The sequence below is a fragment of the Paenarthrobacter sp. C1 genome (assembly GCF_049315185.1).
GTDB lineage: Bacteria > Actinomycetota > Actinomycetes > Actinomycetales > Micrococcaceae > Arthrobacter > Arthrobacter nicotinovorans.
Genome location: NZ_CP186052.1, coordinates 3,146,599 through 3,165,673, shown reverse-complemented (window position 1 = coordinate 3,165,673; position 19,075 = coordinate 3,146,599). Strand labels below are relative to the sequence as shown.

Annotated in this window: 12 protein-coding genes; 7 read left to right on the top strand and 5 right to left on the bottom strand. The window is 61.5% G+C overall.

Annotation, left to right across the window (positions count from 1 at the left end; genetic code table 11):
* Window positions 1-18 precede the first annotated feature (18 nt).
* Entirely contained in the window at window positions 19-2,760 is a 2,742-nt protein-coding gene (gene secA, locus ACNAOU_RS14795; RefSeq protein WP_018776437.1) for a preprotein translocase subunit SecA, read from the top strand.
* Window positions 2,761-2,881: 121 nt separating this feature from the next.
* On the opposite strand, the gene ACNAOU_RS14790 is transcribed toward secA, so the two are convergent.
* Window positions 2,882-3,205 carry an Rv3235 family protein gene (locus ACNAOU_RS14790; protein ID WP_231375202.1) on the bottom strand — a complete coding sequence of 108 codons (324 nt, stop codon included), beginning with the start codon at window positions 3,203-3,205 and terminating at the stop codon, window positions 2,882-2,884.
* Between the two features lie 258 nt (window positions 3,206-3,463).
* Window positions 3,464-4,216, bottom strand: a complete 753-nt coding sequence (locus ACNAOU_RS14785) for a LysM peptidoglycan-binding domain-containing protein (RefSeq protein WP_422757142.1) — start codon at window positions 4,214-4,216, stop codon at window positions 3,464-3,466.
* Between the two features lie 153 nt (window positions 4,217-4,369).
* Here ACNAOU_RS14785 and ACNAOU_RS14780 point away from each other — a divergent pair, with 153 nt between their 5' ends.
* The gene (locus ACNAOU_RS14780; RefSeq protein WP_055971976.1) at window positions 4,370-4,942 is read left to right on the top strand and encodes a hypothetical protein; all 573 of its coding nucleotides are present in this window, start codon (window positions 4,370-4,372) and stop codon (window positions 4,940-4,942) included.
* Here the strand turns inward: ACNAOU_RS14780 and ACNAOU_RS14775 are convergent.
* Window positions 4,939-5,175 (bottom strand): helix-turn-helix domain-containing protein, encoded by a 237-nt coding sequence (locus ACNAOU_RS14775; RefSeq protein WP_018776433.1) that lies wholly within the window; start codon window positions 5,173-5,175, stop codon window positions 4,939-4,941. The two genes, ACNAOU_RS14780 and ACNAOU_RS14775, sit on opposite strands and share 4 nt — an antisense overlap.
* A 158-nt stretch (window positions 5,176-5,333) precedes the next feature.
* On the opposite strand from ACNAOU_RS14775, the gene ACNAOU_RS14770 reads away from it, so the two are divergent.
* From ACNAOU_RS14770 to ACNAOU_RS14755, 4 genes are read left to right on the top strand one after another with little or no spacing between them, the layout of a single operon-like run.
* The gene (locus ACNAOU_RS14770; protein WP_422757141.1) at window positions 5,334-5,978 is read left to right on the top strand and encodes a flagella basal body P-ring formation protein FlgA; all 645 of its coding nucleotides are present in this window, start codon (window positions 5,334-5,336) and stop codon (window positions 5,976-5,978) included.
* Window positions 5,975-7,288: an AAA family ATPase gene (locus ACNAOU_RS14765; protein WP_422757140.1), complete on the top strand. Its 1,314-nt coding sequence runs from the start codon at window positions 5,975-5,977 to the stop codon at window positions 7,286-7,288. Before ACNAOU_RS14770 ends, ACNAOU_RS14765 begins: the two co-directional genes overlap by 4 nt.
* A 57-nt stretch (window positions 7,289-7,345) precedes the next feature.
* On the top strand, window positions 7,346-12,202 hold the full coding sequence (locus ACNAOU_RS14760; protein WP_422757139.1) for an NAD-glutamate dehydrogenase: 4,857 nt from the start codon (window positions 7,346-7,348) through the stop codon (window positions 12,200-12,202).
* A 30-nt stretch (window positions 12,203-12,232) separates the two neighbouring features.
* Window positions 12,233-13,702 carry a sensor histidine kinase gene (locus ACNAOU_RS14755; RefSeq protein WP_018776429.1) on the top strand — a complete coding sequence of 490 codons (1,470 nt, stop codon included), beginning with the start codon at window positions 12,233-12,235 and terminating at the stop codon, window positions 13,700-13,702.
* Window positions 13,703-13,777: 75 nt separating this feature from the next.
* Here ACNAOU_RS14755 and ACNAOU_RS14750 read toward each other — a convergent pair whose 3' ends face one another.
* On the bottom strand, window positions 13,778-14,026 hold the full coding sequence (locus tag ACNAOU_RS14750; protein ID WP_003804966.1) for a WhiB family transcriptional regulator: 249 nt from the start codon (window positions 14,024-14,026) through the stop codon (window positions 13,778-13,780).
* A gap of 238 nt (window positions 14,027-14,264) precedes the next feature.
* On the opposite strand from ACNAOU_RS14750, the gene ACNAOU_RS14745 reads away from it, so the two are divergent.
* Window positions 14,265-14,753: a hypothetical protein gene (locus tag ACNAOU_RS14745; protein ID WP_035733094.1), complete on the top strand. Its 489-nt coding sequence runs from the start codon at window positions 14,265-14,267 to the stop codon at window positions 14,751-14,753.
* Window positions 14,754-14,782: 29 nt separating this feature from the next.
* On the opposite strand, the gene ACNAOU_RS14740 is transcribed toward ACNAOU_RS14745, so the two are convergent.
* Complete coding sequence (locus tag ACNAOU_RS14740; protein WP_422757138.1) at window positions 14,783-18,898, bottom strand: FtsK/SpoIIIE domain-containing protein; 4,116 nt, start codon at window positions 18,896-18,898, stop codon at window positions 14,783-14,785.
* Between the last annotated feature and the right edge of the window lie 177 nt (window positions 18,899-19,075).

The window sequence follows — 19,075 nt, the reverse complement described above, 5'->3', positions numbered from 1 at the left end:
GACTGGGAGCACTTTCACGTGGCATCACTAATCGAAAAACTTCTCCGCACGGGTGACAAAAAGACCCTCAAGCAACTGCGGAACTATGCCGATTCCATCAATGCCCTGGAAGACTCTTTCAAGTCCTTCACGGATGCCGAACTTCGTGCCGAAACGGACGTTCTTCGGTCCCGGTACCAGGATGGGGAGACGCTGGACGCGTTGCTGCCGGAAGCCTTCGCTGCTGTGCGTGAAGCCTCGTCCCGAACCCTGGGCATGCGCCACTTCGACGTCCAGCTCATGGGCGGCGCAGCACTTCACCTGGGCAACATCGCTGAAATGAAGACCGGTGAAGGCAAGACCCTCGTCGCTACGGCGCCGGCTTACTTGAATGCGCTCACCGGCAAGGGCGTGCACGTGGTGACGGTCAACGACTACCTGGCTGAATACCAGTCCGAGCTCATGGGCCGCGTCTACCGCTTCCTTGGCCTCACCAGCGGTTGCATCCTCTCCAACCAGGATCCAACGGTCCGCAGGGAGCAGTACGCAGCGGACATCACCTACGGCACCAACAACGAATTCGGCTTCGACTACCTCCGGGACAACATGGCCTGGGACGCCAGCGAGCTGGTTCAGCGCGGACACAACTTCGCGATTGTGGATGAAGTCGACTCGATCCTCATCGACGAGGCACGTACACCGCTCATCATTTCCGGTCCGGCCCAAGGCGACACGAACCGCTGGTACAGCGAATTTGCCAAGGTTGTCCTTCGGCTCCAGCCCGACGTCGACTATGAAGTCGACGAGAAGAAGCGAACCGTCGGAGTCCTCGAAGCCGGTATTGAAAAGGTGGAGGACTACCTCGGGATCCAAAACCTTTACGAATCGGCCAACACGCCGCTCATCGGCTTCCTGAACAACGCCATCAAGGCCAAGGAACTTTTCAAGCGGGACAAGGATTACGTCATCCTCGACGGCGAGGTCCTGATTGTTGACGAGCACACCGGCCGTATCCTGGCCGGACGGCGCTACAACGAAGGTATGCACCAGGCCATTGAGGCCAAGGAAAACGTCGAGATCAAGGCTGAGAACCAGACCCTCGCCACAGTGACGTTGCAGAACTACTTCCGCATGTACTCAAAGCTCTCCGGCATGACCGGTACGGCAGAGACTGAAGCCGCCGAATTCATGAGCACGTACAAGCTCGGCGTGGTTCCCATTCCCACCAACCGTGACATGCAGCGCATCGACCAGTCGGACCTCGTCTACAAGAACGAGGTTGTAAAGTTCGACGCCGTCGTTGCGGATATCGCCGAGCGCCACGAGAACGGCCAGCCTGTGCTGGTCGGTACCACGAGTGTTGAGAAGAGCGAATACCTTTCCAAGCTGCTGGCCAAGGAAGGCATCCGCCACGAAGTCCTGAACGCAAAGAACCACGCCCGGGAAGCATCCATTGTTGCCCAGGCCGGTCGCAAGGGTGCAGTGACGGTCGCAACCAACATGGCTGGCCGTGGCACCGACATCATGCTGGGCGGCAACGCCGAATTCACCGCCATTGCCGAGCTCGCCAAGCGCGGACTGGACCCGGAGGAGAATTCCGAAGAGTACGAGGCCGCCTGGCCCGAGGCCCTCGCCGCAGCGAAGCAGGCCGTCAAGGACGAACACGAAGAAGTGCTGAACCTGGGTGGGCTTTACGTCCTGGGTACGGAACGACATGAATCCCGCCGGATCGACAACCAGTTGCGCGGCCGTTCCGGACGCCAGGGCGACCCCGGTGAATCCCGTTTCTATCTCTCCCTCACGGACGACCTCATGCGGCTGTTCAATTCGGGGGCAGCTGAGCGGCTCATGAACAGCTCGGTACCTGACGACGTCGCACTCGAGTCAAAGCTTGTCTCACGTGCCATCGCCTCGGCCCAGGGCCAGGTGGAAGCCCGCAACGCGGAACAGCGCAAGAACGTCCTGAAATACGACGACGTCCTCAACCGCCAGCGTGAAGCAATCTACGGCGACCGCCGTCGGATCCTTGAGGGCGATGACCTGCACGAAAAGGTCCAGTACTTCCTTGAGGACACCATCAACTCCCTCATTGATGCAGCAACGGCCGAAGGCAATGGCGACGACTGGGACTTCAACCAGCTGTGGACGAACCTGAAGACCCTGTACCCGGCGACGGTAACCCCTGAAGAAGTCATTGAGGAAGCCGGCGGCAAGTCGAGGATTACGGCTGATTTCCTGCGCGAAGAGATCCTCTCCGATGCGCGCCTCGTCTATCAGGCACGCGAAGAAGCCATCGGTTCCGAGAGCATGCGGGAACTGGAACGCCGCGTTGTACTGTCGGTTCTTGGTCGTAAATGGCAGGAACACCTTTACGAGATGGACTACCTCAAGGAGGGAATCGGGCTCCGAGCAATGGCGCAGCGTGATCCGCTGGTGGAATACCAGCGCGAAGGCTTCGTGATGTTCCAGAGCATGATGGAGGCCATCCGCGAGGAGAGCATCGGTTTCCTGTACAACCTTGAGGTGGAAGTGACGCCGGCCGAGGATGTCGTAGTGGCGGATGATTCGGCGGCCGGGGGACACACAGAACATCACGATCCCCAGATCCGGGCCGCTGGCCTGCAGGCACCGGAGAAACCGGCCCAATTGCAGTACACCGCACCCGGTGAAGATGGCGCTACGCAGACGCGGATCGAAGGACGTGCGTCGGGCCGTTCAGGGAACCCTGCCAAGGCAGCAAGCCAAGAACAGCGCAAACCCGCGAAGAAGAAGCGCCGCTAGGAACAATAAGCGTTAGGAACACCAAGGGGGCGATCCCACGGACATACCGGTCCGGGGATCGCCCCTTAGCCTTATCCGGACTTATCCGGACTTGTGGACCCCGGCCCGGACTCCCACGGACTCAGCCGATCTCAAGCGCAGTAACCTGCCACAAGCCGTCGGTCCGTTCGAGTCGCATGGCAACCGCACGGCAACGGCCCTCTTCAGCGACGACGATGCTGGCTTCGCAAATTGATTCACTGATGGAACAAGCGCGAACCGAACGGACCATCGGGCTGAGGTGCGGTTGTGGACTTCCCTTGCTGCGCGCTGCATGTTTGCGGGTCAGAGCCGCGCGATGTTGAAGGGCCAAATAGCATTCCGAGTCCAGCGAGCGCGACAACTGCACAAGCGGACGCGTGCCTGCAAGAACCTCAAGGGCGGCCTGGGCAATACTGCGCGCCACCAACCGGATGTCTGTGTCGGCCCCTTTTGTCGAGCCGGACGAGGCGCTGGCACGTTGGGTGCCTTGGCGGATTGGGGGCCGGTTTGCGGTTGCAACGGACAAGGTCATACCTCTGGCATTCACTACATGAGCCAAAGCGCGGGGAACGCTTATGCTCGGGTGGCTTCTGCTGGGATGACGCTGGGGTTTGCTGTGAGGCTTGCTGCCGCCCCTGAGTAGGCGGCTGTTTCATTGAGTCCGGGTGTGACGTTGCCGCTGCTATGCGGGTTCGGGAGGTTGAAGGATTTGGCCTGGAAGCAGTACGGCGGGGTTGTCACCGATGACAGAGCGGTTCGCGGCGTACCACTTCGGCCATGCGGCGGCAACATCCACGTCAGTCGAAAACGGTGCCAGCCTCGAGGCGGCTATGGACCAGAGTGTGTCCCCGGCTTTTACCTCCACACCGCTCACGCTCCCGGGTGCGGCTGCTGCATCGCGGGATCCTGGCTGGCTGAGTAGCCCTGGAACAACCACGGGTGGCCGGGGCCGCCAGCCCGGATCGGGCGCGGTCGACGTTGTGTTGCTGCTGTCAACTCCGCCCGTGGCTGCAGGAGACGGCTCCGTGAGGACTGTGCGGCCGTGCGTGGAAGTCGGAATCCACTCCGGCGTTGGTTGGACGTCTGCCTGAGCCAAGCCACCGCCAAGGAGGTTCATGCCCAGTACGGCTACCGCAAGCCTGACCATGAACGGGGGACTGAACCTCGAGAGGGCAGTGGCTCTGTTGCCGGCGCCCACCCGGTGGAGGAGGGCGGCGAGAAATGCCATCACTAGGGAAAGCACCCACCAGGCAACTATCGCTGTTCCCGCGGCGCTTGCAGCAAATCCTGCCAACACATCAAAGGAAAGGCTCTGATGATGTCGTTGGGAAGTCTGCCATTGGCCGACGAGGATGTTGCCTGCCAGCGCCAGAAGGAGTCCCAGCCCAAGGATCGCCACAGCAAGCCCGGTGTCTCTCCGCAAGGTTCGTGCCATTCAAAGCCCCCAAGCTTCGTTTGATGCAATTTGATGGAGTTTGATCAATCTGGAGTCCATTTTTGGCACACTTTTTCATGCCTGTCCAATCGTGGGTCTGCCTTGACGGGCAGGGATTGGCGTTGGCTCCGTAATGCAGCCTAGTCTGACGACATGAGATGGGACTCTCTCTTCAACGATTTGGAAGCACAATTTTTGGCTGAACGGGCCTTGGAGAGGGAAACGGAGATCACTGAACGGGCCAGGGTGGAGCTGGCGACGATCCAACTCACCGATCGGTTACGTGCCCTGGGTGCCGCGAAGGTCAAAGTGGTCCTCTCCGGCGGCGCGACGCTCCTCGGGGTGGTTACCCACGTTGGAGGTGAGTGGTTGGTCCTGACCGAGGGCGTCCGGCAATGGCTGGTTCCCTTCCCTTCGGTCCTCAGTTATCAGGGACTGGGCCGGTATGCGCAGAAGGCCTCTCCGCGGCTCCAATCTCCGCTGGGTATGGCCACAGCGCTGAGGGCGTTGGCCAGGAACCGGGCGTCGGTGATTGTGCATTTAGGCGCGTTGGCCAACGGGGGTCTTGAGTTGAGGGGTGTCATCGACAGGGTGGGGCGGGATCACTTTGATGTCGCTGTGGTGCAAGACGGTGAAGTCCGGCGCCCCGGCAATGTGGCCAGTGTTGTCACTGTCCCCTTCGGGTCGCTCGTGGCGCTCAGCTCAGCCAGCGGCCAGGAGCTCTAGGCGCTCCGGCTGCCAGGCTGGCCTGACTTGGATTTGGCCTCTTCTATCATTCGGCTGGCTTCGGCGTATCGGTCTTGAATGTACTGCTCGAGCATCGTCTCTTCGATACGCCATTGTCCGCGCCCTCCCACTTGGATTGCTTTGAGCTCCCCGCTGCGGACGAGGGCGTACGCCTGGGGGGAATTTATCTGGAGCTGTTCGGCGACATCGGCCAATGTCAGGAATCGGGGCATGGCTCCATTTTGCCACTCACACTGTCGTTTGGTGTAGTTATCCACAGTTTCGGCCCATTTGCGGCCACTGGCTTTGGGGTGGATATCGCCCGACGGTAAGAATGGGGAGGCGGGTCCGCCGACCATGCTCACAACACGTTCTGGGGGAGTAGACAAACATGGGTCCAATTGCACCTCTTGCCGCCGCACGCATCAGCAAGCCTTCATGGAAGGACCCCCGGCTGCTGATAGGCGTCCTGCTGGTGCTCCTGTCAGTGGCCGGAGCAGTTGGCTTGGTTGGAAGTGCTGACAAAACGACGCAGGTATACGCCGCCCGGGAAGAGATCGCGGTCGGCCAGCAGATAACCACTGAGGACCTTTCCATCGTCAAGGTGCGTTTGGATGAGGTTGAGGAAGGCTACATCACCGTTGAGGATGGACTGTCAGCCGGGAAGGTCGCCCTGCAGCGGGTGGCCAGGAACCAGCTGCTGCCCCGTGAAAGCCTCGGCACAGCCGATGCGTTGGACAGAAAGCCTGTGGCCATTGCCATGGACGGGGAGTTGCCGGCCCAGGCGGGCCCAGGGGCCCGGGTGGATGTTTGGGTTGCCATGCCTGGAGCGGCTGCGGCTTATGAGGATCCGCAGCTGCTGCTGCCGGGCGCTGAGATCGCGCAGATCGTCCCCGGCTCTGCCACATTGGGAGCGGCGAAAACCTCAACGGTGCTCGTCCTGGTCACAGACGGGCAGATGCCAAAACTGCTCGGGGCGCAGGCCAACAAGGCCAAGGTTTCCGTGGTCTGGAATCCAGCGGGACGGGTCTCATGAGTATCCCCGTCGTAACCGTTGGTGCCGCCCAGGAAGCCGTCATTGAGGGGCTGGAACGCCTGCACGGCCCTGTGACGGTTGTCCGACGCTGTTCAGAACTTGCCGAACTGATGGCTGCGTGCCAGAGCGGTTTGGCGCTGGCGGCCATAGTCGGTGACGGCTGCGAGGAACTCACCACGACGTTGGTGGACAGGCTTGCGGCGGTAGGTGTCTCTATCCTCGCCTTGACCGATAATCCGGATGAAGCCGGGCGGCTCCGCTCCATCGGAGTTGTTGCCGCGTCCTCGGATATTGAACCCAAAGCCCTCGCGGACGAGATTTCCCAAGCAGTGGCACGCGCCAGCCGTTATGGTCGGGCCGACAATGGCCTCAGCGCGGGTTTCGCGGATCCAAGTGTTGAACCGCCGCAGCTGGCGCTGCCGGATGGGAAATCGGAAGAGCCCAGTGATGGTGCGGGGCGCATCTTCGCGGTGTGGGGGCCAACCGGTGCCCCGGGCAGGACTTTGCTTGCGGTCAACATGGCGGCGGAATTGGCCGCTGATGGTCAGTCGGTCATCCTGGTGGACGCGGATAGCTACGGAGCCAGCGTGTCGGCGATGCTGGGCCTTCTGGACGAGTCGGCTGGTTTGGCCCAAGCGTGCAGACTCGCCGACCAGGGCCTGCTCGATGCCGATGCCCTGGCGGGTACGGCCAGCCGCGTCTTCACCAAGGCGGGTTCTTTTCGCGTTTTGACCGGGACCACGCGGGCGGACCGTTGGACTGAACTACGGGCCGCAGCTCTGACTCGCGTTTTGGAGAGAGCCAGGCAGCTGGCCGACACTGTGGTAATTGACGTGGGCTTCTGTCTCGAATCCGATGAAGAACTCAGCTTTGACACTTTGGCTCCAAGGCGTAACGCGGCAACACTTCGCAGTCTTGAGCTGGCCGACGTTGTCTTTGCCGTGGGGACCGCGGATGCCATCGGCGTGCCACGGCTGGTGCGGGGTTTGGCTGAGCTGGCAGAGGTTGTTCCGCAGGCGTCGCCACGAATTGTGTTGAACAAAGTCAAGCGATCAGCCGTTGGATATGCCCCGCACCAACAGTTGCAGGATGCCTGGAACCGGTACGGTCCAAGCACGGGCATCGACGCTTACCTCCCCTCGGATCCGCTCGCTTGCGATACGGCGCTGCTCACGGGATCTGTGCTCTTGGAATGCGCACCCGATTCAGAGCTGAGGATTGCCATCGCCGGCCTCGTATGTGCACCTGTCCATCAAAAACGCAATTCCTTTGGGCGAAGTATCAGAGCCCTGCAGCGCCTTAAGCGCTAGGCTCGGCATGTGGGCTGCAGAGTCGCAGCAATCAACTTGTGATGGAGGCGTTTGTCGATGTCGTCAGGATCCAGCGTGGAGGATCGGTCCGATGCAGCAGTTGTCCGTGAAGGGTTCTTCGGTGACTACTACGAGCACCTCGCGGAGGAGGATGCGCAGGCATATTCCCCGGAGCTGCTGATCTCGCGGGCCACCAAGCACAAAGCGGTCGCCCAGTCGCGCCGTCCGGGAAACGCCCTGGTGGAAATCGGCAGCGAATCCGATCGTAACGTTGTTTATATCGTCACGGATGACATGCCCTTCCTTGTGGACTCCGTGAACGCAGAGCTCGTCCGCCAAAACTGCGCCATCCGCATGGTCATGCACCCCTTGTTCGTCGTGACCCGTGACCGGGTTTCCGGCGAAATGCGCAGCGTTTCCCGGGTCCCGTCCACTGTGGGTATTTCCAGTGGCGACACCGCTGCTCTGCCGAGCATCGCCCACCTTCTCGGCGATGGTGACAATGCCTCGCACATGGAGTCGTGGATCGCCGTCGAAATTGACCGTGTCAGCGATGACGCCCGCGCACAACTCATTGAAGGCCTGCATCGCGTTCTCGGGGACGTGCGTGCCGCCGTCGAGGACTGGCCGAAAATGCGCAGCAAGGCGCTGGAACTGGCAGAAGCGCTCGGCGGAGTCTCCCATCCCGAGCAAGTTGCTGAGCTGCGGCAGGCGCAGGACCTTCTGCGCTGGCTGGACAACGGCAACTTCACCTTCCTGGGATACCGCGAATATGACCTCGTGGAGGAAGAGGGCGAGGACGTCCTGCAGCTTCGTGAGGACAGTGGCCTGGGACTCCTCCGCGCAGGGGACACCACCCGCCAGGTACAACACTTGACCGATGCGGGTCGCAAGAGGGCAAGAGAGAAGCGGGCGCTGGTCATCACCAAGGCAAACTCGCGCTCCACGGTCCACCGTCCTGCCTACCTCGACTACATCGGCGTCAAGAGCTTTGACGCCCAGGGCAACGTCAACGGTGAACGCCGGTTCATCGGGTTGTTCGCCACAAGTGCCTACACGGGTTCTGTCCGCAGTATCCCGATCGTCCGGGACAAAGTTGACGCGGTCCTGAGGAATGCTGGTTTCCCGATTGACTCACACTCCGGCAAGGACCTCCTGGGCATCCTTGAGACCTACCCCAGGGACGAACTCTTCCAGATCGAGATAGCGGATCTTGCCGCAACCGCCATGGGGATCCAGCGCCTGCAGGAGCGCCGCAGGACGAAGCTGTTCCTGCGTCCCGATATTTACGGCCGCTTCATGTCTGCCGTTGTCTACCTGCCCCGCGATCGCTACACCACCAGTGTCCGGCTTCGGATCGAGCAGGAACTCCGTGAGACGTTCCAGGCCGAGACGATCGACTACGAGGCCCGGATCACTGAATCGGCACTTGCCCGTGTCTTCTTCCGGATTCGTTTGCCTCGCACCGCTGAGCTGGCGGAAGTGAACGTACAGGAACTCGAACACCGGTTGATGCGGGCGTCGAGGTCCTGGAGCGAGGGCATTACGGAGGTGCTTCGAGAGCATCACCCTGCCGAGAGCGCAGATGCCCTGGCGGCTCTCTGGGCCGAAGCGTTCCCCGCTGGCTACCGCGTGGACTATGAGGTCGAAGACGCGCTGCAGGACATCGAACGCTTTGAGGAATACGGTGCCCAGGCGGAGCGGGCCGGTGAAGCCACTCGAAATGTGAAACCCGGCGTCCACGTGTACCTTCCCGACGGAGCGGGTGAGGCTTTGGAGGAAGACGCCCGGGTCAAGCTCTACCTGATGGAGCCAAAGAGCCTGAGCCAGATCCTTCCCTACTTCCACAACCTTGGCCTGGAAGTACTGGATGAGCGGCCATTCGAGATCGAAACTGCGGATCATCGCGATTTCTTCCTCTACGACCTGGGACTGAAGTACCCCGCGGGAGTCGACCCCCTGGCTACCGGAAGTCTCTTGGCCCAGTCCTTCGGTGCTGCAGTCACCGGTGCGGTGGAATCCGACAACTTCGATCGCCTGGTGCTCCGCGAAGGAATGCACTGGCGTCAGGTAGTGGTGCTGAGGGCGTACGCCAAGTACATGCGCCAAATGGGGAACACGAACTCCTTCGGCTTCATCGCCGATACCCTGCTGGGCAACCCCGACGTTGCGCGTGGGCTCATTGAACTCTTCTCAGCACGATTCGATCCCTCGGTGGCGGACGAGGTGCGGGACGAACGCCAGGAGGCAGCGCGTGCCTCCCTCGCCGAGTCGGTGGAACAGGTTGCCACCTTGGATGCCGACCGTGTCCTGCGGACCTTCATTAACCTTATTGAGTCCACGCTGCGAACCAATTACTTCCAGAACAAGGAATACCTCAGCTTCAAGCTGGACCCGACGTCGATTGAGGGACTGCCCTTCCCGCGTCCGATGTTCGAAATCTGGGTTTACTCCCCACGCGTTGAAGGGGTGCACCTGCGTTTCGGCAAGGTGGCTCGTGGCGGTCTCCGCTGGTCGGACCGCAGGGAGGATTTCCGAACCGAGATCCTTGGGCTGGTGAAGGCACAGACCGTCAAGAACGCCGTTATCGTCCCAACGGGTGCCAAGGGCGGGTTCTTCGCGAAGAAACTGCCCAATCCCGCCGTGGACCGCGCCGCCTGGATGGCCGAAGGTATCGAAAGCTACAAGACTTTCATCCGGGGCTTGCTGGATATTACGGACAACCTCGTGACGTCGGCCGACGGCGAAAGGCTTGTCCCGCCGTCGGACGTTGTTCGTCACGACGGCGACGACTCCTACCTGGTGGTGGCGGCCGATAAGGGCACGGCAACTTTCTCGGACACGGCAAATGGCCTGGCGGCCGAGTACGGCTTCTGGCTGGGTGACGCCTTCGCCTCCGGTGGATCGGTCGGTTACGACCACAAGGCGATGGGTATTACGGCGCGCGGAGCCTGGGAGTCGGTCAAGCGTCACTTCAGCGAACTCGACCTCGACACCCAGACCGAAGAGTTCACCGTGGTGGGCGTTGGCGATATGTCAGGTGACGTTTTTGGAAACGGCATGCTGCTGTCGCGCCACATCAGGCTGGTGGCCGCCTTCGACCACCGCCACATCTTCCTCGATCCCGCACCTGATGCAGCAGCATCCTTCGCTGAGCGGCAACGTTTGTTTGAGCTGCCCCGTTCTTCCTGGGACGATTACGACCGGGCACTCATCAGTGAGGGCGGCGGTGTGTATGCACGCCAGGCAAAGACGATTCCGGTCTCCGAACAGGTGCGGAAGTCGTTGGGCTTGCCCGAGGGAACGACACAACTCAGCCCGCCTGAACTGCTCCGCGCAATCCTGCTGGCACCGGCCGACCTCCTCTACAACGGTGGTATCGGCACCTACGTCAAGGCGAGCACGGAAACCCACGCAGCAGTCGGTGACAGGGCCAACGATTCCATCCGCGTGGATGGGCGTGACTTGCGGGTCAAGGTTGTTGGAGAGGGCGGAAACCTCGGATTGACCCAGCGCGGGCGTATTGAAGCCGCTCTGCAAGGCGTCATCCTTAATACGGATGCGATCGACAACTCCGCAGGCGTGGACTGCTCGGACCACGAGGTCAATATCAAGATCTTCGTGGACCGGATGGTGGCGGCCGGCAAGCTCCAAGAGGCTGAGAGGGCTGCCTTCCTCGCCGACATGACCGACGAGGTCGGCAGGCTGGTGCTGCAGGACAACATCGATCAAAACATCCTGCTGCTCAATGACCGGACGCGGGTCGCGGACTGGAGTCCTAGTTATGAGCGGCTCATGGACTGGCTGGAGAAATCCGCCGACCTCAAGCGGGACCTTGAAGCGTTGCCAACCACGGATACCCTCCGTGCCCGTTTGGAACAGGGCCAGGGCTTAACCTCACCGGAGCTCGCGGTCCTCGCGGCTTACGCGAAGATTGAGCTGGGTACGGCGTTGCGCGAAAGCAACCTGGCTGACGACCCGTGGTTCTCGGACACCATCCGCAACTACTTCCCGAAACAATTGCGCGAGAAGTTCGACGCCGAGCTGGACACCCACCCGCTGCGGCGCGAGATCATCGCCACCGTGGTGGCAAACGACATCATCAACCTGGGCGGCATCACGTTTGCGTTCAGGGCCATCGAAGAAACATCGGCGAACGAGGTCGCAGTGGCCAAAGCATTTGTAGCCCTGCGCGAAATCTACGACCTCGACCCAATGGTGGCTGAGCTGAATGCGCTGCCGGCGTCCTTCCCCACCGAGCACTGGAGCGAAGTTCATCTCGACATCCGGCGCTTGCTCGACCGGGCAGTGCGTTGGGTACTGGGACAAGGAATGGCATCACAGCCGATTGCCAGCGTCGTGGAAGCGTTCAAGCCCATGATGGAACCGTTGCGCGCCAAGCTTCTGGACTACCTGCGTGGTGAGGACAAGGTCCGCATCAGTGGCTGGCTCGACAAGGCGCTGAGTTGGGATCTTCCCGAACACCTCGCCCGGAGGTGGGCGGAACTCTTCGAGAGCTACGCCCTTCTGGACATCGCCCGGATCGCCCAGACCGGCAACGACACCGTGGAACATGTGGCACACGTTTACTACACAGTGTTCAACCGCTTCCACGTGGACTCGTTGCTCGAACGTATCAGCTCCCTGCCGCGGGATGACCGTTGGCAGGCTCTTGCCCGGGCAGCCCTTCGGGATGACCTGTACTCGACCGTTGCCGACATGACTACGTCAGTCCTTGAAGCAACCGAACCCAATGCGTCTGCCGAAGAACGGCTCAAGGCATGGGAGGGGCTGAACGCCGAGCAACTAGGCAGGGCGAAGACCATGTTTGATGAGGTCAACGCACTCGAGGCCGACGACATGGCCTCACTGTCGGTAGCATTAAGGCTCTTGAGGTCAATCGTCCGACGCTAGGAACATCCTCGCGTCGCAAATGGAGGTGCAGTGGCAATCTTTACAGACCCCATCAGGGAACACGCTGATTTCGGGCCTGGAGATGCCGAATGGCTGCACCTCCTCGTCGGTGACTGGCAAATGGTCGCCGACCTGGCTTTCGCTGACCTTGCGTTGTGGTTCCCACACCCTGAGTTCGGCTACATTGCCCTCGCCCACGTCCGTCCGTCAACATCGCACACGGTGTTCCATGCGGACTTCGTGGGTGAGGGCATCCGCTCGGATCTCCGGCCCTTGGTGGAGAAAGCATGGAACAGCAGGGCCATCGAGCGTTCAAGCGAAACAAGCTGGAGCAGCGAGATGGCCCTACGCGTTGAAGCGGTTCCCATGGTGCGCAACGGAAGAACACTCGCCGTCGTAACGTCCCACATGGACCTCTCCAGCTCCCGTATGCCTTCGCGGCTGGAGCTGACATATCGCCAGTGTGCCTACGACCTTCTTCGCATGGGCACTCTCGGACTGTGGCCGGACTTTGCTTCTCCGACGGGGTCGCGTCGAGGGGCTCCGAGGGTCGGTGACGGACTGATCCGGCTCGATGCCGACGGCATAGTCCAATACGCAAGTCCCAATGGTGTTTCGGCATTCCGCAGACTCGGTGAAGTCGAGTCGTTGGAAGGCCGTTCATTGGCTGAAGTGACCGCAGGCTTGCTGAAGGACCGGCGGATGGTTGACGAGACCCTGCCTTTGGTGGTCACGGGCCGCATGCCATGGCGAAGTGAAATTGAATCCAGGGGTGTCAGCCTTTCGTTGCGAGCCATCCCGCTTCGCGACGAGCAACACCGCTTCGGCGCTCTGGTGCTCTGTCGCGACGTTTCCGAGCTCAGGCGCCGGGAAATGGAGCTCGTCACCAAGGATGCGACCATCCGCGAAATCCACCACAGGGTCAAAAACAACCTGCAGACTGTGGCCGCCCTCCTGCGCATGCAGTCAAGGCGAATGGTCAGCGACGAGGCCAAGCAAGGCCTCGAACAAGCGATGCGGCGTGTAGCCACGATCGCACTCGTGCATGAAACTCTGTCCCAAGGTCTTACGCAGAGCGTTGACTTCGACGAGTTGATCGGGCGGCAATTCCGGCTGTCAGCCGAAGTGGCCTCGCCGTCGCAACAGGTGCGAACCGAACGTTCAGGGCTTTTCGGGGAGCTGCCCAGCGATTTTGCGACTCCGCTGGCACTGGTCATCAACGAGCTTGTTACCAATGCTGTCGAGCATGGACTGGAAGGCCGCACCGGAACAGTGTGGCTGGTGGCTGACCGGGCCGAAGGGGACGGCAAGGACGAGTTCCTGACCGTCACCATTGCCGACGACGGTGTGGGGCTGCCGGATGGGCAGTACACGGAGGGTTTGGGCTTGCAGATCGTCCGCACCCTGGTCACCAGTGAGCTCGGCGGAACCATCCAGTGGAGTCCGAGGGAGGGTGGCGGAACAGCCGTGGAGATTGTCCTTAACCTCGCCCGGGCCTAGCGCCCTCAGGTTCTGTCTGCCATAAAGAGAAAGGCCGCAGACCATTCGGTCCGCGGCCTTTCTCTTTCTTCGAAACTAGGAGGCGCGACGTGCGCGTGCTGCGCGACGCTTGAGTGCACGTCGTTCGTCTTCACTCATTCCGCCCCAAACGCCGGCGTCCTGGCCGGACTCCAATGCCCACTGAAGGCAGGTGTCCACCACGGGGCAGCGGCGGCAGACGCTCTTGGCTTCCTCGATCTGGAGAAGTGCTGGTCCCGTGTTGCCGACTGGGAAGAAGAGCTCCGGGTCCTTGTCGAGGCAGGCTGCGCGATTACGCCAATCCATGCTGATCAGTCACTCCATTCGTGAGAACTAGAAGGGCCTTTTGTGAAAACATTCACGAGAGGCTCCAAAGGAAAGGGGCCCGCATGGGCCCCCTTGGTCGTCTGAGTCAAGCGTTTCATGTTAACGCCTTGTAAACAAGGGGTGTTAGTGGTCGAAATGCTCGGAATCCGTGAGCGATGCATCACATCAGCCGCCAGTGCCCTCACTGCTAGATGACTATGTCCGGTAGTGTGCCAGTGTGTCAAGACCTCCTGTAGACCCTGCCCAACCTCACGCTGGCCACGATGGAAACAATGGTTCCGGCCGACAGTCTCCGAGCAACTCGGGAACCGTGCGTCCCCGAGGGATTCTGATCATTTCCGTCGTCGTTGTGCTCGAAGCGCTTGCCTTGCTGGCGGCCGCGGCCTGGTATGGCTTCGAGCTCCTGACTGGCGCTCCAGTGCTGACTTTTTGGGGAGCGGTCTTTACGCTTGTTCTGTTGCTGGCCTTCTCAACGTGGCTGTTCGCGGTGGGGCATTTCCTGTTCCGCGGGTACAGGTGGACCCGCGCGGCTGCGCTGGTGGCCCAACTATTCGTCCTCACCATAGGTTTTCCAACCATGACGGGCGGACTCGTGTTCCAAGGGCTGGCAATGATCCTTCCCGCGCTTGCCGCAATCATCTTCCTCTTCCAAAAAGACGTCATCTCTTACGCATCGCGTACAGGTGGTTCCGGCGACGTCTTATAGCGGTCCATCGCACGGCGTTCCGGGTGCGGTCACCCGCGTGCTGGAAGGCCGGAGGAGAGTACTGCCTGGCAGGGAGTAATTACACCGCGGTCGACAATGAAGCCGCGGCCAGGGCGCCGCGCGGTGTCGGGTTGAAGCCGGACACCCAGGAGCTCGCCGTCGTGCGGTTTTGAGGGCGACAAGACCAACCCCAAGCCGGCTGCTTGCACCTGCCTGGCCAGAGGAAGTTGGTGTAGGGCCGGGCCGAACGTAGCTGTCAGGATGATGCCTGCGACTTGCCCGTCCAGGGCATTGAGAGCCTGGCGGCCCTGGGCATCCAGGGAGTCTCCGTCATCCACCAGCAGCACACTTCCAGGATCCAGATTTCCCGCAGTGGCCTCCGACGCAGTTGAAGCCCAGAACGTTCCCGCAGAGGCTGCGTCCGGTGGAAAGAGCCACAAGGTCCCCGGGTTCAAGCGGACCAACGATCCAAGAATGGTGCTCTTGCCGGAACTTGGACCCCCCAGGACAAGGCTGACTCCCTTGTCCCTGAGGGGTAGCGCTGCGGGTTGTGCTTCGTCACCGGCGACACCGATCCAGAGAGGCTCCGGCACCTTTTCATCCGCCCCCACCGACCGGATTGCCGTACGCGGCTCTTTCTTCGAGCTGCCCAGCGCTGCCTTGCGGTTGAGGAAGTCCTCGCGTGTCAGCAGGTGGGGGAGGGGTCGCAAGCGAAAAGGCGGTTCGGCCGGAGCCAGGTCCCCAAAAGGCCAGAGCCCAGCTGTTGGCGCCTCCCTGAACTGCGCTGAGGCCGTTTGACCCTCGACGACGTTTCCCATCACTGCGGCCCGCCCCCGAACGGGTTCCACTTCGGGAAGACGAGGCCAGTGGAACCTGGATTCATCAGTTGTCCCCAAAGGAAAATAGGCACGATTTGGGATTGCGGCAAACAGGCGGGAGCTGACCAGTTCCCGCTCCCCGGAAATCAGAAGAGTGATGCCCACGGGGCTTCCGTCCCTGGCGATGTCGTGCAGAATGCCCTCAGCCCATTCGTGAGGGCCTCCTCGGAAGGCCGTTGACCAAGAGCACCAGCCGGCCACGATCAGCACCAGTGGCCGGCAACGCCCCTCGAGGCCACCCAAGGCGCGCCGTCGCTCCATTTCGGCTGCCAACCGCGACAGGATCCGGGCCGCGAAGCCAACTTGATCGACACCCGCGAAAGCCGCGATTCCTTGTTGCGACTCCAGCTGACCCAGTAATCGGCTCGCGTCCAGAATGTAGAGATGGGGCTGGGGCGCCCGGGTGGCCACCAGGGCGGTGATCGCGCGGAAGCTGTCCTGCATGCCACTTGATGCGTTGCCAATCAATGCCAGGTGTCCATGGTCGGCGGGCATCCAAGTGAGGCACTCAACCCGTTGCTGCGCAGGCTTGTCCACCAGTGCCACCGGTCCCACCCGCCAGGATGCCCTATCGCTTTCATGCATCACCTCAGGCCCACCCTCAGTTGAGAGTTCGGCCGTCCAAGGAATCGAGTGCGGTAGGGGTGCTGCGATGGGGCTTCGGGGAGAGGGAGTGCCCAAGTGGCGCCAAGCGGCGTTAATATTGGATACCAAACTCCCGGCGCCTGTAAGTGCCTGGGACGTGCTGCGGCCGGAACCGTCGACGTCCTTGCCGACGAGATCCCGACTGTCGAAGGGTTCGCCGAGCGCCTGGGCAACAGACCGAACAACCCGGTCAGGCGCGGCGCCGCTTCCCGGCGACAAATGGTCGGCCATGGGCGACACACCGCCGGATTGCGGAGCGTCCAGAGAGGCTGCTTGGAACTCTTCGGGCTCCTTCGATGCCGTTGCCAGGAACGCCCGCCCGGGAACATCAACGCCAATTGACGCAGCAGCCTTCGAATTGATGATGTCCACCGACTCCATCTCCGACTGGACTCGAAGTGCGATGCTGGAGGTCACGTTTGCCCTTATATCAGCGGTCAAGGCTCCTTGTGGTCGCTGAGTGGCCATGACCAGATGGATACCCAGGGAACGTCCGATCGTCGCCACCCGCATGAGTTCGTGGAGCGCAGCCGGAGCCTCGTCGACAAGGATCCGGAACTCATCTATGACCAGGATCAGGTGCGGGAGCCTGCAGTCCTTGGCGCCCTTCATTCGTTGGTATTCTGCGAGGTCCGTTGCCCCCCAGTCGGCGAAAAGCTTCTCGCGGTGCCGTATTTCTCCACGCAGCGACTCCAATGCCCGATCAAGATGCTGCCGGCTCAGATCCGTCAGGATGCCCACGCAGTGCGGGAGGGCTGTTAACGGACCCAGCCCTGAACCGCCCTTGAAATCGAAAAACAGAAAAGCTGCGTGCTCCGGCGGGACGCTCAGCGCGATGGAAGCAACGAAAGTCTTCAGCAGTTCGGACTTTCCAGAGCCGGTAGTACCCGCAATCAGAAGGTGGGGACCGTCCATCTTGAGGTCGAATGTGACCGGGCCGGCCCGGCCTTCTCCCAGCACAGCTGTCAGGCTTTCCAGTCCGGAGGCAGTGCGCCACCTGCTAAGGATCCGGCGTTGGCCGCAGGGAAGAAGGGCCGCCAGTGAAGACCGGTCTGGAAGAACGCCGTGAGTACGCGGCGCTTGCTCGCTCAACCTTGCGGCAACTGTCCGGCAGAAGCGATCGAATACCTCGGCGGGAACGAGGTCGGGCACAAAATCGAAGCGCTCACCTGCCGACTCAAAAGATGCAGCCACGCCCGACGGTTCGATGGTGATGGCGTCCAGGGGGACTGAAGCCCCGGAGTGACAGTGCAGTACCTGCCACTGGGCCTGATGCGAAGCCTGGATGGCTCGGGAAAGGGCCTCGTTCTCCTGCCCTGTTGGGCTCTCCATCACAATAAGAGTGCCCTGCCGGCCATGCCGGAGCGTGTTCACGGCAGCCACGGCCGCGTCAGCGTCCGCAGCGAGGGTCACCTGAGGGAGAAACCGGGCACTCAGGGGCAGGTCTTCGACTGCCCCCAGCAACACGATGGGAGCAGAGGCTGAGTTTGGGAAACTTGCAAGCTGCATGACGATGAATCGAAGCAAGGCTGCCACGTGTTTGCCGTGGCCTTGTATAGCCACGCGCCGATGGCCAGGATCTAACGAGACAGGGCACGAGCCGACGGGTGGCGGTGAGAAATGTCGGTCGCCAGGGACGAGGCGGATATTGGCCGAGGACTGGGCGGTGCCCAGTCGCAACCAAACCCGGGGCTCAGCCTGGACACCTCCTGCATTGGTATCCGGCGACGGCGTCCCGAGGTTTCCGCCTGAGGCCAAACCCCTTGCGCCAGGTCCCGCGGCCGCCGGACGGCTTTGGCCGGCTACCAGTAACTCGGCGGCAGAAGGCGAGCAACGGTGGCGTCTGGCGATGTCTTCGCGAACCGCATGATCAAGTGCTCGGCGGTATTCCTGCCGTCCCTTTCCCCCAAGCAACAAGGGGAAAACCAAGCCAAGCGCGGATATCGCAGAGAACCCCAAGTACATCCACATCCCGGTGGCCGCCGCGAGACCGATTCCGGCAATCAAAGGCAACCCTGCGGCAAGCGCGATGGTGGCCCGGCTCCCGTGGTTCTTTGCGCAGGGCACCTCGATTGGTTCCTGCACCGAACGACCCGCATCCGCTGCGACGGCAGGAAAGCACTCGTTGTCCGGCGCGAGGCTGAAAGTTGTATGCCCGCAACGGAGGCTGGAGCGGGATGTGACCAAAGCGCGGCGGACGGGCCGACCGTCCACATCTATGGGGTTCGCTGCAGCAACGCTGGTTACTTCCAAGCGTTCACCCGAGACATCCAGTAATGCGTGTTCCCTGGACATTCCAGGATCGGGTAGCGAAATCCCTGCAGTTCCACGGCCAATGTGGTGTTGCCCACGCGGAATCCGGAATACAGACCCTGCGGCAGGGCCGGTATGGGTGAGCAACATCAGAGGAAGCATGGTTGATGTTTCCGCCGGCGGCACGAATCCGTCCACGATCACTGCACCGGACACAAGAGGTGGCACCCCGACGGTCAGGTCGGCGAGATACCGCCCTGCAACAGAAAGCTGCCCGGTGTTCCGGACGGCCTTGATCAGGGCTTCCAGCTGGGCACCGGACGCGCCCGGCGGTACTTCGATGGTCAATTCCTCCGGATCCGCTGGCATGGGCGCAGTGGGGCTCCGAACGAGTGTGCACTCCAACGTCATTGCCTTGTCCTCCCTTTGCATGCACCACCATCGTTATGGAGCTCAGGACGAAACCGCAGCACCCCATGAGGTGTATGTGGACAACTTTTGCCAGGGAAGGGTAAACGGCGCCTTGACGCTGTGGCTTTGTGTCTC

Coding starts and splice junctions, on each gene's coding strand:
- ACNAOU_RS14765 (WP_422757140.1), top strand. CDS start 5,975: ATGAGTATCCCCGTCGTAACCGTTGGTGCCGCCCAGGAAGCCGTCATT.
- ACNAOU_RS14780 (WP_055971976.1), top strand. CDS start 4,370: ATGAGATGGGACTCTCTCTTCAACGATTTGGAAGCACAATTTTTGGCT.
- ACNAOU_RS14775 (WP_018776433.1), bottom strand. CDS start 5,175: ATGCCCCGATTCCTGACATTGGCCGATGTCGCCGAACAGCTCCAGATA.
- ACNAOU_RS14750 (WP_003804966.1), bottom strand. CDS start 14,026: ATGGATTGGCGTAATCGCGCAGCCTGCCTCGACAAGGACCCGGAGCTC.
- ACNAOU_RS14785 (WP_422757142.1), bottom strand. CDS start 4,216: ATGGCACGAACCTTGCGGAGAGACACCGGGCTTGCTGTGGCGATCCTT.
- ACNAOU_RS14770 (WP_422757141.1), top strand. CDS start 5,334: ATGGGTCCAATTGCACCTCTTGCCGCCGCACGCATCAGCAAGCCTTCA.
- ACNAOU_RS14740 (WP_422757138.1), bottom strand. CDS start 18,898: ATGCCAGCGGATCCGGAGGAATTGACCATCGAAGTACCGCCGGGCGCG.
- ACNAOU_RS14760 (WP_422757139.1), top strand. CDS start 7,346: ATGTCGTCAGGATCCAGCGTGGAGGATCGGTCCGATGCAGCAGTTGTC.